The sequence below is a fragment of the Nocardia sp. NPDC002869 genome, assembly GCF_046764065.1.
Lineage (GTDB): Bacteria > Actinomycetota > Actinomycetes > Mycobacteriales > Mycobacteriaceae > Nocardia > Nocardia rhamnosiphila.
Genome location: NZ_JBKOOL010000023.1, coordinates 13,249 through 27,613, shown reverse-complemented (window position 1 = coordinate 27,613; position 14,365 = coordinate 13,249). Strand labels below are relative to the sequence as shown.

General features: G+C 68.6%; 14 protein-coding genes. 11 read left to right on the top strand and 3 right to left on the bottom strand.

The genetic code is table 11. From position 1 onward, the window contains the following. Nucleotides 1-264 precede the first annotated feature (264 nt). The 3 genes from gap to tpiA are packed head-to-tail and all read left to right on the top strand — an operon-like array spanning nt 265 to nt 3,302. Nucleotides 265-1,284: a type I glyceraldehyde-3-phosphate dehydrogenase gene (gap, locus tag ACLML9_RS06950; RefSeq protein WP_030521448.1), complete on the top strand. Its 1,020-nt coding sequence runs from the start codon at nt 265-267 to the stop codon at nt 1,282-1,284. 8 nt (nt 1,285-1,292) lie between these two features. Then, a complete protein-coding gene (locus tag ACLML9_RS06945; RefSeq protein WP_411944709.1) occupies nt 1,293-2,516 on the top strand; it encodes a phosphoglycerate kinase in 1,224 nt (407 codons plus the stop codon). After that, the gene (gene tpiA, locus ACLML9_RS06940) at nt 2,517-3,302 is read left to right on the top strand and encodes a triose-phosphate isomerase (protein WP_411944708.1); all 786 of its coding nucleotides are present in this window, start codon (nt 2,517-2,519) and stop codon (nt 3,300-3,302) included. Between the two features lie 298 nt (nt 3,303-3,600). Here tpiA and ACLML9_RS06935 read toward each other — a convergent pair whose 3' ends face one another. Beyond that, nucleotides 3,601-4,395, bottom strand: a complete 795-nt coding sequence (locus tag ACLML9_RS06935) for an META domain-containing protein (protein WP_411944707.1) — start codon at nt 4,393-4,395, stop codon at nt 3,601-3,603. Nucleotides 4,396-4,541: 146 nt separating this feature from the next. On the opposite strand from ACLML9_RS06935, the gene ACLML9_RS06930 reads away from it, so the two are divergent. The 3 genes from ACLML9_RS06930 to secG all read left to right on the top strand — a co-directional run bounded on the left by ACLML9_RS06930 (nt 4,542) and on the right by secG (nt 8,091). Further along, nucleotides 4,542-5,891, top strand: a complete 1,350-nt coding sequence (locus ACLML9_RS06930; protein ID WP_411944706.1) for an MFS transporter — start codon at nt 4,542-4,544, stop codon at nt 5,889-5,891. A gap of 148 nt (nt 5,892-6,039) precedes the next feature. After that, entirely contained in the window at nt 6,040-7,647 is a 1,608-nt protein-coding gene (locus ACLML9_RS06925; protein ID WP_411944705.1) for an MFS transporter, read from the top strand. 210 nt (nt 7,648-7,857) lie between these two features. Next, on the top strand, nt 7,858-8,091 hold the full coding sequence (gene secG / locus ACLML9_RS06920) for a preprotein translocase subunit SecG (protein ID WP_411944704.1): 234 nt from the start codon (nt 7,858-7,860) through the stop codon (nt 8,089-8,091). 8 nt (nt 8,092-8,099) lie between these two features. Here secG and ACLML9_RS06915 read toward each other — a convergent pair whose 3' ends face one another. Then, nucleotides 8,100-8,948, bottom strand: coding sequence for an SDR family NAD(P)-dependent oxidoreductase (locus ACLML9_RS06915; RefSeq protein WP_411944703.1), 849 nt, complete (start codon nt 8,946-8,948; stop codon nt 8,100-8,102). Nucleotides 8,949-9,002: 54 nt separating this feature from the next. Between ACLML9_RS06915 and ACLML9_RS06910 the strand changes: the two genes are divergently transcribed. Together ACLML9_RS06910 and ACLML9_RS06905 are read left to right on the top strand one after the other, a co-directional pair. Beyond that, the gene (locus tag ACLML9_RS06910) at nt 9,003-9,971 is read left to right on the top strand and encodes an alpha/beta fold hydrolase (protein WP_411944702.1); all 969 of its coding nucleotides are present in this window, start codon (nt 9,003-9,005) and stop codon (nt 9,969-9,971) included. A gap of 329 nt (nt 9,972-10,300) precedes the next feature. Next, complete coding sequence (locus tag ACLML9_RS06905) at nt 10,301-11,296, top strand: hypothetical protein (RefSeq protein ID WP_411944701.1); 996 nt, start codon at nt 10,301-10,303, stop codon at nt 11,294-11,296. A 29-nt stretch (nt 11,297-11,325) separates the two neighbouring features. On the opposite strand, the gene ACLML9_RS06900 is transcribed toward ACLML9_RS06905, so the two are convergent. After that, entirely contained in the window at nt 11,326-12,192 is an 867-nt protein-coding gene (locus tag ACLML9_RS06900) for an alpha/beta fold hydrolase (protein WP_411944700.1), read from the bottom strand. Nucleotides 12,193-12,272: 80 nt separating this feature from the next. Here ACLML9_RS06900 and ACLML9_RS06895 point away from each other — a divergent pair, with 80 nt between their 5' ends. From ACLML9_RS06895 to ACLML9_RS06885, 3 genes are all read left to right on the top strand, one after another. Continuing rightward, entirely contained in the window at nt 12,273-12,749 is a 477-nt protein-coding gene (locus ACLML9_RS06895) for a MarR family winged helix-turn-helix transcriptional regulator (protein WP_411944699.1), read from the top strand. 5 nt (nt 12,750-12,754) lie between these two features. Beyond that, nucleotides 12,755-13,423 carry an HAD family hydrolase gene (locus ACLML9_RS06890; protein WP_411944698.1) on the top strand — a complete coding sequence of 223 codons (669 nt, stop codon included), beginning with the start codon at nt 12,755-12,757 and terminating at the stop codon, nt 13,421-13,423. 97 nt (nt 13,424-13,520) lie between these two features. Beyond that, complete coding sequence (locus tag ACLML9_RS06885) at nt 13,521-14,357, top strand: SMP-30/gluconolactonase/LRE family protein (protein WP_411944697.1); 837 nt, start codon at nt 13,521-13,523, stop codon at nt 14,355-14,357. The last annotated feature ends 8 nt before the right edge of the window (nt 14,358-14,365 follow it).

The window sequence follows — 14,365 nt, the reverse complement described above, 5'->3', positions numbered from 1 at the left end:
GGTCCGTCCGGCCGGCGCGCGGCGGCGTGCACAACCGGGGGCCTTCGGCACGGCATGCACCAGGTGCGGGGACCGTTGTCCGGGATCTCCACCTGCGGGCTCGTTCGGCATCTCCGCCATCCTCCCGGACGGCCGGAGTGTTCCGGCCGGGTGCCCGGATACCCGGTGCTCACGAACACCAGGTGCCTGTCGGGGAGGTGACCGCGAGGCATTAGGGTTGACAGGGCATCGGAACGATCCGCTTGACAGCTGAGGAGCGATAACGTGACTGTCCGGGTAGGTATCAACGGCTTCGGTCGTATCGGACGCAACTTCTTCCGGGCGGTGGAGGCGCAGAAGGCGCTCGGCACCACCGATATCGAGATCGTCGCGGTCAACGACCTCACCGACAACGCGACCCTCGCCACGCTGCTGAAGTACGACTCCATCCTGGGCCGGCTGCCCGAGGATGTGTCGCTCGACGGTGAGGACACCATCGTGGTGGGCGATCAGCGCATCAAGGCGCTGGCCATCAAGGAGGGCCCGGCGGCGCTGCCGTGGGGTGATCTGGGCGTGGACGTCGTGGTCGAGTCCACCGGTATCTTCACCGACGCCACCAAGGCCAAGGGGCATCTGGCCGCGGGCGCGAAGAAGGTCATCATCTCCGCCCCGGCCAAGGGCGAGGACATCACCATCGTGATGGGCGTCAACGACGACAAATACGACGGCAGCCAGAACATCATCTCCAACGCCTCCTGCACCACCAACTGCCTGGGCCCGCTGGCCAAGGTGCTGAACGACGAGTTCGGCATCGTCAAGGGCCTGATGACCACCATCCACGCCTACACCCAGGATCAGAACCTGCAGGACGGCCCGCACAAGGATCTGCGTCGGGCCCGTGCCGCCGCGGTGAACATCGTGCCGACGAGCACCGGTGCGGCCAAGGCCATCGGCCTGGTGCTGCCGGAACTGAACGGCAAGCTCGACGGTTACTCGCTGCGGGTGCCGATTCCCACCGGCTCGATCACCGACCTGACGGCCGACCTTGCCAAGAAGGCGACTGTCGACGAGATCAACGCGGCGTTCAAGGCGGCCGCCGAGGGCCCGCTGAAGGGCATCCTGAAGTACAGCGTCGACCCGATCGTGTCCAGCGATATCGTCACCGACCCGCACTCGTCGATCTACGACGCGCCGCTCACCAAGGTGATCGACGACCAGGTGAAGGTCTACTCCTGGTACGACAACGAGTGGGGCTACTCCAACCGCCTCGCCGACCTCATCGGCCTCGTCGGCAAGTCCCTCTGAGGAACGGCGTGACTGTCAAAACTCTGGAAGATCTCCTCGCCGAGGGCGTCGAGGGGCGCGGGGTGCTCGTACGCTCCGACCTCAATGTTCCGCTGGACAACGGGCAGATCACCGATCCGGGCCGCATCGTGGCCTCGGTGCCGACCATCCGCGCGCTGGTGGAAGCCGGTGCGAAAGTGGTCGTCACCGCGCACCTCGGTCGTCCGAAGGGCACCCCCGACCCGGCCCTGTCGCTGGCTCCGGTGGCGACCCGGCTCGCCGCCGAACTGGGCCGCAATGTGCAGCTCGCCGGCGATGTGGTGGGTCAGGACGCGCTGGCGCGGTCCGAGGGCCTGACCGACGGCGATGTGCTGCTGCTGGAGAATATTCGCTTCGATCCGCGCGAGACCAGCAAGGACGATGCCGAGCGCGCGAAACTGGCCGCCGAGCTGGTGGAGCTGGTCGGCGACGACGGTGCGTTCGTGTCCGACGGGTTCGGTGTGGTGCATCGCAAGCAGGCGTCGGTGTACGACGTGGCGAAGCTGCTGCCGCACTACGCGGGCACGCTCGTCGCGGCGGAGGCCGAGGTGCTGGCCAAGCTCACCGAATCCACCGATCGCCCGTACGCGGTGGTGCTCGGCGGATCCAAGGTGTCGGACAAGCTCGCGGTGATCGAGGCGTTGGCCCCCAAGGTCGACACCCTGGTCATCGGTGGCGGTATGTGCTTCACCTTCCTTGCCGCCCAGGGCCTTTCGGTCGGTTCCTCGCTCTTGCAGGAGGAGATGATCGAGACCTGCAAGGGTCTGCTGGATCGCTACGCCGATGTCATCCATCTGCCGCGCGATATCGTCGTCGCCGATTCCTTCTCCGCCGACGCGGAGTCGAAGGTCGTGCCGGCGCACGAGATCCCGGACGGGTGGCTCGGCCTGGACATCGGGCCCGAGTCGGTGCAGCGTTTCGCGGCGCTGCTCACCGAGGCGCGCACCGTGTTCTGGAACGGCCCGATGGGTGTGTTCGAGTTCGAGAAGTTCGCGGCCGGAACCCGCGGGGTCGCCGAGGCCATCGCCACGGCCACCGGTAAGGGCGCGTTCACCGTGGTCGGTGGCGGCGATTCCGCCGCGGCCGTGCGGGCGCTGGGGATCCCGGAGGGCGATTTCTCGCATATCTCGACCGGTGGCGGGGCGTCGCTGGAGTACCTGGAAGGTAAGACGCTGCCCGGTATCAGCGTGCTCGAGGAAGCGGAGGGCGCGTAGATGGCCCGGAAACCGCTGATCGCGGGCAACTGGAAGATGAACCTCAATCACCTCGAGGCCATCGCTCTGGTGCAGAAGATCGCATTCGCGCTGCCCGACAAGTACTTCGACAAGGTCGATGTCACGGTGATTCCGCCGTTCGTCGATCTCCGCAGCGTGCAGACGCTGGTCGAGGGCGACAAACTCCGTATCACCTACGGTGCGCAGGATGTGTCGGTGCACGAATCGGGCGCCTACACCGGCGAGATCAGCGCGGCGATGCTGGCGAAGCTGGGTTGCGCCTTCGCGGTGGTCGGGCATTCCGAGCGCCGCCAGTACCACAACGAGGACGACGCCACGGTGCTGGCGAAGGCCAAGCAGGCGCTGAAGCACGGCATCACGCCGATCGTCTGCATCGGTGAAGGCCTGAACGTGCGCGATGCGGGCACCCATGTCGAGTACAACCTCGAACAGTTGCGGGGTTCGCTGAAGGGCCTGTCGGCCGAAGAGATCGCGAAGGTGGTGATCGCCTACGAACCCGTGTGGGCGATCGGTACCGGCAAGGTCGCGACCCCCGCCGACGCGCAGGAGGTCTGCGGTGCGATCCGCGGCGCACTGGTGCAGTTGGCCGGCGCGCAGGTCGCCGAGAACGTCCGGGTGCTCTACGGCGGTTCGGTGAATGCGAAGAATGTCGGCGAGCTGACCAAGCAGACCGATATCGACGGGGCCCTGGTGGGTGGGGCCTCGCTCAAGGGCGACGAATTCGCCACCCTGTCCGCCATCGCGGCGGGCGGGCCGCTGCCCTGACCGATCTGTAACCCGATGAGGCCCGCCGGTTCCCACCGGCGGGCCTCATCGGTTCGCGCACCGCTGAGCGGCCTGCTCCCCACCGCGATCCCGTGGCCCGCGACGGCCGCACGCCTGGCGGTGATGGTCGGCCTGTGCCTGCTCTACACCGGCACCGGCGCGGTCACGGTGGTCGCGGTGTTGGCGGGAGCCGTTGCGCGGAAACCCCTTTCGGCCCGGCCCGGCGGTGCGCGCCCCGCGGTAGCGACCGCGGGCGCCGCGGAGACGGTCGCCCGGCGGGGGGAGACGGCCGGTGGAACTATCCGGCGCGCAGGATCAGTCCGTGGCCGTTGGGGTTGCGCAGGGTGAGGGTATCGGCGTCCACGGTGGCCTGTGCCGTACCGTCCAGCGCGGCCAGCACTGCCTGTTCGACTTCCATGATCTCCGGACCGCACATCATCCGGGTGGTGGCCGCGGTGAACGTTATATCGGCTCCGGCCGGTGTTCCGGTCACCACCGCCCGGCCGGTCATCCGGTTGCAGCCGGCGAACCCGGTGAGCGAATCGTCGGCGGCGATGGTGAGCACCGGCCGGATCTGATCGACGGTCTGTGAGCTGATCTGTGCATCGGGGGTGAGCAGGCTGGTCACCACCCATTCGGTGCCGTGGATCGGGCGGTCCGGTTGCAGCACCTTCTTGTCGGTGAGGACGACGGTGGTGCCCTTCCCGGTCAGGGTCAGCCGGTCCTGATCGAGCTGCCAGGTGGGGTCCGCGCGCAGCAGGTCGTCGACCCAGGCGTCGGAGCCGGCCCGGTCGCCCGGACAGCCGACCAGCGTGCTCGCGAGCTCGGAGACGTGCAGGACGTGGTCGCGGAGATCCACCGCGCCGCTGTGGGTGTTGCATCCGGCCGCCGCCGAGATCCGGTCGTCGGCGAAGGTGAGGGTGAGCGGGCCGCCGCCGGGGATGGGTGCGCCGGTGACCTCGGTGGATATATAGGTGTGGCCCATGGGAGTGGGTTCGGGTGCGGTCGGCGCCGGCTCGTTGTCCGAGCATGCTGTCGCGGCGAGCAGCAGCAGCGACACGGCCGCACCGATTCGGAGCGCTTGTCCCGGCATGACGGCGATGCTACCCGGCGCGCGGCCGGGTCCGGTGTGCCGAAACCCGCCCGCTGCTCGAATCTTGCTGATTCCAACGCTTCCTACCTGCGCTGTTGTCCTCATATCCTCGCTCGGCGATCGCCGCGGGAGCGAAGGGAAGCACGATGTCACTACTGGAAACAGGGCCGGCCACGACCCACCCGGACGATCGCGCCACGACGCCCGCCGACGGGCTCGGGGCCGCCGACACCAGGAAAGCTGTGGTGGCGAGCCTGATCGGCACCACCGTCGAGTGGTACGACTTCTTCCTCTACGCCACCGCGGCGGGTCTCGTCTTCGACAAACTCTTCTTCCCGAACAACAGCGCGTTCGTCGGAACCATGTTGTCGTTCGCGACCTTCGCCGTCGGCTTCGTGATGCGGCCGATCGGCGGACTCGTCTTCGGCCATATCGGCGATCGGATCGGCCGGAAGAAGACACTGGCCCTGACCATGGCGATCATGGGCGGGTCCACCGCACTGATGGGTGTACTGCCCACCGCCGCCGCGATCGGTGTCGCGGCCCCGATCCTGCTCCTGCTGCTGCGGATGCTGCAGGGTTTCGCGCTGGGCGGTGAGTGGGCCGGCGCGGTGCTGCTCGCCGTCGAGCACAGCCCGCGCCGCAAGGTCGGCCTGTTCGGCAGCTATCCGCAGGTCGGACTGGCACTTGGGCTCGCCCTGGGGACGGGTGTGTTCGCGGTGCTGCGGACGACGCTGAGCGAAACGGCGTTCCTCGACTACGGCTGGCGGATCGCGTTCGGCGCGAGCCTGGCGTTGGTGCTGATCGGCCTGGTGGTCCGTCTGAAGATCGACGAGACACCCGCCTTCCGGGAGGCCGACCGGCTCAACCGGATCTCGAAAGTGCCCGTGGTCGAACTGTTCCGCAATGCCCGCTCCCGGCGCAACACCGTGCTCGGATTGCTGTCGCGCTGGGGTGAGGGCGCGGCGTTCAACACCTGGGGTGTCTTCGCGATCACGTTCGCGACCGGGCATCTCGGTTTCGAGCAGGTGCCGGTGCTGGTGGCGGTCACCGTCGCCGCGGTGGTGATGGCGGCGCTCATCCCGGTGTCCGGTTTGCTCGCCGACCGCTTCGGGCCGCGGCGGGTCTACATTGCGGGCATCGCGGCCTACGGCGTGCTGGTGTACCCGGTGTTCGCGCTCTTCGAGACCGGGAACATCGTCGTCTTCACCGTCGCGATCATCGCGGTGTTCGGCGTGGCGCACGCAGTGTTCTACGGAGCGCAGGGCACCTTGTACGCGGGACTGTACCCGGCCGAGGTGCGGTACACCGGCCTGTCATTCGTATACCAGTTCTCCGGGATCTACGCATCGGGCCTGACCCCGATGATCGTCACGGCGCTGATCGCGGTGGGCGGTTCGACACCATGGCTCGCCTGCGGTTATCTGGTGGCGACCGCGGTGGTGGGCGTGATCGCGACCTGGTTCATCAGCGAGGACGACCGGCTCACCGCGTGAGCCCGCGCCGCGCCGGATCACGGGCGCCCGCGGAGCCGGTTCCCGGGTCCGCGGGCTCGGGCACCGGGTCGATGCCGGCCGGAGCCGGGCCCCGCCGGGAGCCGGCCGGGGGTCCCTTCGCCCGGTGGGCCGGTCAGAGCGCGACGCTATGCTGTCCCGAGTGACTACAGCCGCAGCGAAACCAGTTTCCACTTGGGCGCCATTGCGGTCGCGGGTCTATCGGGCGCTGTGGATCGCGCAGCTGGTATCCAATCTGGGCACCTGGATGCAGATGGTCGGGGCGCAGTGGGTGCTGGTCGACGAACCCAATGCCGCCGCGCTGGTCTCCTTCGTGCAGACCGCGACGACGCTGCCGGTGATGATCCTGGCCATCCCGTCCGGGGTACTGGCCGACCTGCTGGACCGCCGCCGCCTGCTGCTCGGCGCGCAAACCACCATGGCGGTACTGGCGATCACGCTGGCGGTGTCCACCGCCGCCGGGCACACCACTCCTTCGGTACTGCTCACGCTGTTGTTCCTGCTCGGCTGCGGCCAGGCGGTGGTGGGGCCCGCCTGGCAGGCGATCCAGCCCGAGCTGGTGCCCCGGGATCAGATTCCCTCGGCCGCCGCGCTCGGCAGTATGAACATGAATATCGGCCGGGCGGTGGGGCCGGCCATCGCCGGTGTACTGGTCGCCGTATCGGGTCCCGCACTGGTCTTCGCGCTCAACGCCGTATCGTTCGCCGCGATCGTCGCGGCGCTGCTGTTCTGGCGACGGCCGCGCGTGGCCAAGGACCTGCCCAGCGAACGGCCGCTGGCGGCTTTGCAGGCGGGGACCCGCTTCATCAAATCCGCACCCGCGATCCGGCGCGTTCTGCTGCGCACCGCCCTGTTCGTCGCGCCCGCCAGCGCGCTGTGGGCGCTGCTACCGGTAATCGCGCGTAACCAGCTCGGTCTCGGTTCCTCCGGCTACGGACTCATGCTGGGCGCGCTCGGCGTGGGCGCGGTGCTCGGCGCGCTGGGCCTGGCCCGGGTGCGGGCCCTGCTGTCCCCCACCCAGCAGGTCGCGGTCGCCGCGGTGGTGTTCGGGATCGCCTGCTGCGGTACCGCGCTGCTGCGCGTGGAGGCGCTGGTGCTGCTCCTGCTCGTCTTCGCGGGCGCGTCCTGGCTGCTGACCCTGGCCACCATGAACGCGACCATGCAGTTGCTGCTGCCCGGCTGGGTCCGGGCCCGGGGACTGTCGGTGTATCTGCTGGTGTTCATGGCCGGACAGGCGATCGGCTCGGTGGTGTGGGGCCTGGCCGCCGGGGCCTACGGCCCGGTCACCGCGCTGCTGGCGGCGGGGGTGCTGCTCGGCGTGTGCGCGGTCAGCACGATCTGGCTGCCGCTGCGGCAGTTCGCGCCCGGTTTCGATCTCACGCCGCACGCGTACTGGCCGGAACCGCAACTGGTGGTGGAACCGGACCCCGACGACGGCCCGGTACTGATTCTCAAGGACTACGACGTCCCGGCGGACAAGGTGCCGGAGTTCCTGGCGGCCATGAGCTTCGTGGGGCGCTCGCGGCAGCGTACCGGCGCGATGGAATGGCGGGTATACCGCGATGTGGGCAGTACGGATCGCTATGTGGAGGCGTTCGTGGTGCGGTCCTGGTCCGAACACATGCAGCAGCACAAGGTGCGGCTGACGGCCCAGGACCTGCTGCGCGAGCGGGCGGTATCGGAGTTCGCGCACGATGAGACGCTCACCCACCTGGTATCGGTGGAACCGCGGCCATAGGCGTACCTGCGCATTCGCTCCGGCCGTGCGCGTCCTGCGTACCTGCGCATTCGCTCCGGCCGTGCGCGTCCTGCGTGCCTCGGCTCGCCGTGCGCGTCCTGCGTACCTCTGCGTGAGCGTCGGTCGGGTGCTTCGCGTGCCCTGCCGTGCTGCGGCCGTGGTCGGGCGGCGAATGGGATTCGCTCCGTCGCACCCTCTAGACTGTCCGGCATGCGGATGTTCCTGGATATCCTCCTGATCATCACCAGCCTGCTGCTGGTGCTGCTCGTGCTGCTGCACCGGGCCAAGGGCGGAGGTCTGTCCAGCCTGTTCGGTGGTGGGATGCAGTCGAGCCTGTCCGGGTCGACCGTCGCCGAGAAGAACCTCAACCGCATCACCATCTTCACCGGCATGGTCTGGTTCATCGCGATCCTGGGGATCGGGCTGGAGATCAAATTCGCCTGACCTGCCGGTCAGTCGTGGCGGGGAACTCTCCCGTCCACATCGGTGAACCCGTAGTCGCCGGCCAGATCGGCGACCTTCCAGGCCTGCCCGGATCGTTTCCCGCGGTCGGGGTCGGTGGCGAGGGCCACCACCGCGCGGCCCGCGAACCGCGGGGTCTCCGCCTGATTCAGGTCGAAACTGCCCTCTCCGGGAAGTGTCACCACCCGGTTGCCGTCCGCGTCGGCGGGCACCATCTGCAGTAGTTCGGTGTCGACGATGCCCGGCCAGATCGAGACCGCGGTCACCTCGGTACCGGCGAGATCGCGTGCGAAATCGGCGGTCATCCGGTCGAGTGCGGTCTTGGCGACTCCGTACACCGCGTTGTGCATATACCGCCGCGAGCCCGGTGAGGAGACATTGACGATCAAGCCGGCGCCCTTCAGCAGCAGCGGCGCGGCGTAGACGGCCGCCGCGTAATGCGATCGAACGCCCACCTCGAAGGTTTCGTCCCACGCCGCGGGTGGCACCTCCCAGAATTTGCGGCCGAGCCAGCGGGCGGCGGCGGGGGAGTTGTAGACGTTGTTCACCAGGATGTCGAGCCGGTCGTGCTCGTTGCCGATCCGCTCGAAGAGCGCGGCGGTCGCCTCGTCGTCGCGGTGATCGCAGACCACCGGCACGCCGGTGCCGCCGAGTTCGTCGATCCGCGCGGCCGTTTCGCCCACGGTGCCCGGGAGTCTGCCCGGCCGGTCCGATCGTCCGGTCACGTAGACGGTCGCGCCGGCGGCGCCCAGTTCGAGGGCGATACCTTTGCCGATCCCACGGCTGGCGCCGGTGACCACCGCGATCCGATTCTGCAGGGGGTGTGGTGTTCCGCTCACAGTCCCGGGACGTTACCGTGAAACTGTAACGCGTTCTAGTATTCGGGAGGTTCGGTGGAGCCGACACACCGGTTCGTCGACACCGGCGGCGTGCGGATGCATGTCGCCGAACAGGGCCGGGGCCACCCGGTGATCTTCTGCCACGGATTCCCGCACACCTGGTACGTCTGGCATCGCCAGCTCGCGGCGGCCGCCGCCGCCGGATATCGGGCCCTGGCCCCCGATCTGCGCGGCGCGGGCCGGACCGGCGCGCCCGAGTCGATCGACGATTACACCAACGAGGCCGTGGTCGGTGACCTACTCGCGTTGCTCGACGATATCGACGCCCACCAGGCGATTTTCGTGGGCGTCGATTTCGGCGCGGCCCTGCTGTGGGAGCTCGCGCTGCGCGCGCCGGAGCGGGTGCGCGGACTGGTGATCCTGAACAACCCCTTCGCCCCGCGCGCCCCGAAACCGCCCGGGTACTACTGGGGGAAGATGGCCGAGCGGCATTTCCTGCACCTGCAGTACTTTCAGGAACCCGGCGTAGCCGACGGGCATCTGGCCGAACGGCCACGCGAATTCCTTTCCCGGGTCTACTTCGCGCTGAGCGGAGATTTCCACTATCTCGACGTGTGGAAGAACCCGCCGGGAACCCGCTATATCGATGCGCTGCCCGCGGCGCCGGAACTGCCCTGGTCGTGGCTTTCGGCGGACGAATTCGACATCCTGGCCGAAGATTTCGAGCGCACCGGGTTCACCGGTGGCCTGAACTGGTACCGGGCCATCGATCGCAACTGGGAACTGACGGCCGAATATGCGGAGGCGGTCCCCACGGTCCCGGTGTACTTCGTCTACGGGGAGAACGACCCCGATATGGAAGGGTTCAGCGGCCGCGACCCCCTGGCCACGATGCGCGCGCTGCTTCCGGATCTGCGTGCCGTGCAATCGGTGCCGAGCGCCGGTCATCTGGTGCAATTGGAGGCGACGGGCGCTGTGAACGGATTCCTGCTGGGCGCGCTCGGGGAGCTCACCGGAAAGTGACCGTCGGAGCGTCCACCCGATCCGCTGACGGCGGCGCCGGGCGTGCTCGCCTCGGTAGGTCGGTCCTCGCGTGTGTCAGGCCGGGCGGTGGACATCTCTGCGTCCTAGAGGAAGCGGCCGGTTGGATCCGTAACAACTCACAGAACCGGGTTGTGGCAGGCGCTGTCCAGCGGGCCTTATTGTGAAATTGTGGGATTTTGCAAGGGCTGTAGGTCGGTCGGCTCCCGCGCGACGGCGCCTCGGTGCGGTTTCTCTCCCCCGCTCGCGGGCTTTCGTCTCCGTTTCCGTCGTGGGCCGGGTGCCGCGGCGCCGGCCTCGGGTGTGAACCGGTGAGGTGGGCAGGAGACGAGGTGTTCCGGCGGCTCCGGGACGACTTGGCGGAGCTGCTGAGCCGGCGCTCGAGCGGGCAGTCCGATTGGACCCACCGGCACGCCGAGCATGCCGGTGTGGGCGCATCGGCCGGCGAACACGCCGGTGAGCAAGGGCAGCAACTCGTTGCTGCTGCGACTCGCGGCCTCTCGGACGGTGCTCCCGAAGTGACCCTCTCGCGCGCCGATGCGCAAACAACTGCCCGGGCGTGGGATTGGCTCGATCGGCAGCTACCGGATTGGCCCGCCGGCCGGCGAGACGATATCGGGTTGACCCTGAGTGATACGACTGCTTATTCGGCTCGCTCCACCGGTGCGGACCCGCACGTCGTGTTGGAAACCGCGGGCGAACGTCCCGATCGGACGTTGCGGGTCCGGATTCTCGACCGGGGAGACAGCGCCCCGCCTGCCGAGGTGCTCGATGATTCGGTATTCGGCCGACTCGACCACCGGTTGCTGGTGGACGACCCGGACGGGTGGACCAGGGAGATTTCGTTCGCAGTCCGTGAGACGCCTCCGCTCCCGGGGTGGCTCGGTGAGGCATTGCAATCGGCGCGCCACGTGAGATTGAACGTGGGCGACGACCTCGCCATCGCGGTACGTTCCAAATTCTTGCCGAGGTTGGAAGATGCGCTGGGGCCGCTGTCCCCTCATGGTTCTCCGCTCGATGTGGCCAAGGACAATATGGACGCCGGTCTACGGCATGCGGCGCGGATCAACCACGCGCGACTGCACGCAGGCTCGACCGACCTCGAGCCCTCCTTTGTGCAGCTGCGCTCTGGCGACGAGCAAGTCGAGCTGAGCGTCTACCCGTTCTGGGACCAGGACTTCCGGGATGGACTGAAACGCATGGATTTGACCGACGACGGCAGTACTGTCGTCCCGGTCGCGGACTTCGCGCAAGCCGTGATCGAGAGAGGGGCGGAGCGCGCGGCCGGGCGTCCGATCGCCGACTGATCCCGCGACCTCGACGGGCGGTCGGCCCTTCAGTCGTGGTCCGAGGCCGAGGCGGAGGTAGTGGTTGGGTGCCGCCGGCTGCCCAGCACCTCGCGCAGCCGCGCGGCGAAGGCGACCGGATGGGTGGAAAGGCTGTGGCCGCCCGGGAAATCGGTGACCGTGCTGTCCAGTAGGGCGGCCAGGGCTCGGGCGCAGTCGTAGTTCCAGATCCCCCGGGAGCCGTGACCGGCGGCGGGCACGATGTGGACCGGGGTCCTGGCGAGTGCGGCGATATGTGCGGCGTCCAGCGTCGACGAGCGGATCTCCGGCAGGTCCCGGGACAGGAAGAAGTCCAGGTCTCCGGGGCCACGCGGTGCCGGTGGCGCGACGCCGGGTTCCCGATCGGAGAAATCGGCGTGGACCAGTTCGGCGAGTTTCCGGAGCGCGGGTAGTGCGCCGTCGCGACGGTAGGCCTCGTCGAGGGCAGCGAGGTCGTGTTCGGCACGGTCGCGGGCCGCGGTCGGCAGCAGGCCGATCGTGGCGGGGTCGTGGGCGATGAGGGTGCGGACCTGTTCCGGATGGTCGGCGGCCAGGGTGAGCGCGATGAGCGCGCCGTAGCTGGAACCGAATATCCGGGCCGGTTCGTCGGTGAGGGCTGCCAGGAGGCGGTGGGTGTCCTCGGCGTGGGTGGCCATCGTCACGGGCGGGTCCGGGTCGTCGAGCACGCTGCCGGACAGGCCGCGGCGGTCGGGGACGACCACGGTGTAGTCGGTGGCGAGTCGTCCGGCCAGGTCGGCGCCGCGGGCGGTGTTGCCGTCGCCGCCCTGTAGTAGCAGGAGCAGCGGACCGCTGCCGCGGATCTCGTAGTACAGGGTCGCACCGGAGACGGGGAGGCGGCCGGTTCTGAAGTGGGTCATACCGAGCACCGTAATTCATCATTTTAGATACATCAAGAAAGATGTATTTGGAATGATGCGTTTCGGGTAACGTGCCCTTGGTGAACGGAGTCGAACTCTTCCTGCTCGGGCGCACGCTGATGAAGATCGGCGAGGAGGCGATGCCGACCGAGGGGCTGCCGCGGTACCCGACGAGTGTCCGGTCGGTGCTGATCGTGGCCAGCGATATCGTCGAGCACCCCGGCAGCGCGGTGGGGGAGATCGCCGCGCGTACGGGTCTGCCGCAGAGCCAGGTCTCCGGATGCGTCGCGCGCCTACGGGAGGCGGGCGCGATCGTGAGCGAACCCGATCCGGCCGACCGGCGTCGCGTCCTGATCCGTCAAGCGCCCGATGCCTCCGATCGGGTCGATACGGTCCGAGCGACCACGATCGATACCGCGCTCGCGGCGGCGCTCGGTACCGGCGATCCCGAGGAGGTCGCCCAGGTGGTCGCCGCTTTGGAGACACTCGCGCAGCGGCTGACCCCGGGAACCCTGTCGCGGCTGCGGCCCGGGCGGCCGCGGTCATCCGTAACCTGACTCGCATGACCATCCGCGGCGTCCTCTTCGATTTCTCCGGCACACTTTTCCGGTTCGAACCGATACTCGACGGATTGATCGATCGTCGCGGGGCGCCGCTCGCCGGTGCACGCCAGGCCGAGATCATGCGCCGGATGACCGCTCCGACCGGGCGACCCGAGGGGCTGCCCGACCATCTGCGTGACGACTGGCACCGCCGGGATCTCGACCCGCCGTTGCACCGCGAACTGTATACGGCCGTGCTGGAGGGGTCCGGGGTCGGTAACCCGGGCTACCTCTACGACCAGCTGATATCGGCCGGCGCGTGGGCCCCGTACCCGGATGCGGCGGCCGCATTGAAGGTGGTGGCGGGTCTCGAGTTGCCGGTCGCGGTCCTCAGCAATATCGCCTGGGATATCCGGTCGGCATTCGAACACGCCGGCACGGCCGACTACGTACGCGAATTCGTGCTCTCGTATCGCGAAGGCGCCGTAAAACCCGATCCGCGGCTCTTCGCGCTGGCCTGCGAACGCATCGGTGTACCGCCGGGCGAGACCTTGATGATCGGGGACAGCGCCGAGGCCGACGGCGCCGCCGCCGAGATCGGCTGCCCGGTCGAACTCGTCGATCCGCGACCGGCCGATCAACGGCCGCGCGCCCTGCTCGACGCCCTCGCCGCGTACGGCATCGGCTGATCGCAAGCCCCCGCCGCACACCGCTGCCGCGCCCGAGCGATGAATTCCGGACAGTCGCCAGGTCTGTATCACCACCTGCGAACGAAGGGAATCTCACATGGAGACACCAGAGGTAGTGCTCGAGGGAATCGTGTTCGGTGAATCGCCGCGCTGGCACGAGGGCCGGCTGTGGTTCTCCGACTGGGGCGCGAATCAGGTGATCGCGGTAAACGGCCCGGGACATGGTGAGGTGATCGCCGCTGTGCCCTCGTTCCCCATGTGTATCGACTTCCTGCCCGACGGGCGGCTGCTCATCGTCGATTCGGGCCGGCGGCGCCTGCTGCGCCGCGAGCCCGGCGGCAGCCTGGTGACGCACGCCGATCTCGCCGGTGAAACGGATACACCGTGGAACGATATCGTCGTCGACGCCCGGGGCAACGCCTACGTCAACAGCATCGGATTCGATTTCCCCGGCGGGGAGTTCGCGCCGGGGTTCGTCGTGCTGGTGACTCCGGCCGGTACGGTGCGCCGGGTCGCCGACGATCTCGCGTTCCCGAACGGTATGGCGATCACCGCGGACGGCGCCACCCTGATCGTCGCCGAATCCTATGCCGAGCGACTCACCGCCTACGACATCACGCCTTCGGGCGATCTCGCCGGCCGCCGGGTCTGGGCACCCACCCCCGGCGACCATCCCGACGGTATCTGCCTCGATACCGAAGGCGCGGCCTGGTACGCGGATGTGGGTAACCGGCACTGCGTCCGGGTCGCCGAAGGCGGCGCGGTCCTGGACACCGTGGAATTCGACCGCGGTGCTTTCGCCTGCGTGCTCGACCGTGACCCCGACCGCCCCCGGCTGTTCGTGGTCGGTCAGGAGTACGGCGCGGAGACACCCGGACCCAGCGGCCGGGTGGTGGCGTTCCCCGCGCCCGCGCCGGGGGCGGGCCGACCCTGAAAGCACAG

Coding starts and splice junctions, on each gene's coding strand:
- tpiA (WP_411944708.1), top strand. CDS start 2,517: ATGGCCCGGAAACCGCTGATCGCGGGCAACTGGAAGATGAACCTCAAT.
- ACLML9_RS06935 (WP_411944707.1), bottom strand. CDS start 4,395: ATGCCGGGACAAGCGCTCCGAATCGGTGCGGCCGTGTCGCTGCTGCTG.
- ACLML9_RS06930 (WP_411944706.1), top strand. CDS start 4,542: ATGTCACTACTGGAAACAGGGCCGGCCACGACCCACCCGGACGATCGC.
- ACLML9_RS06925 (WP_411944705.1), top strand. CDS start 6,040: ATGCTGTCCCGAGTGACTACAGCCGCAGCGAAACCAGTTTCCACTTGG.
- secG (WP_411944704.1), top strand. CDS start 7,858: ATGCGGATGTTCCTGGATATCCTCCTGATCATCACCAGCCTGCTGCTG.
- ACLML9_RS06900 (WP_411944700.1), bottom strand. CDS start 12,192: ATGACCCACTTCAGAACCGGCCGCCTCCCCGTCTCCGGTGCGACCCTG.
- ACLML9_RS06890 (WP_411944698.1), top strand. CDS start 12,755: ATGACCATCCGCGGCGTCCTCTTCGATTTCTCCGGCACACTTTTCCGG.
- ACLML9_RS06885 (WP_411944697.1), top strand. CDS start 13,521: ATGGAGACACCAGAGGTAGTGCTCGAGGGAATCGTGTTCGGTGAATCG.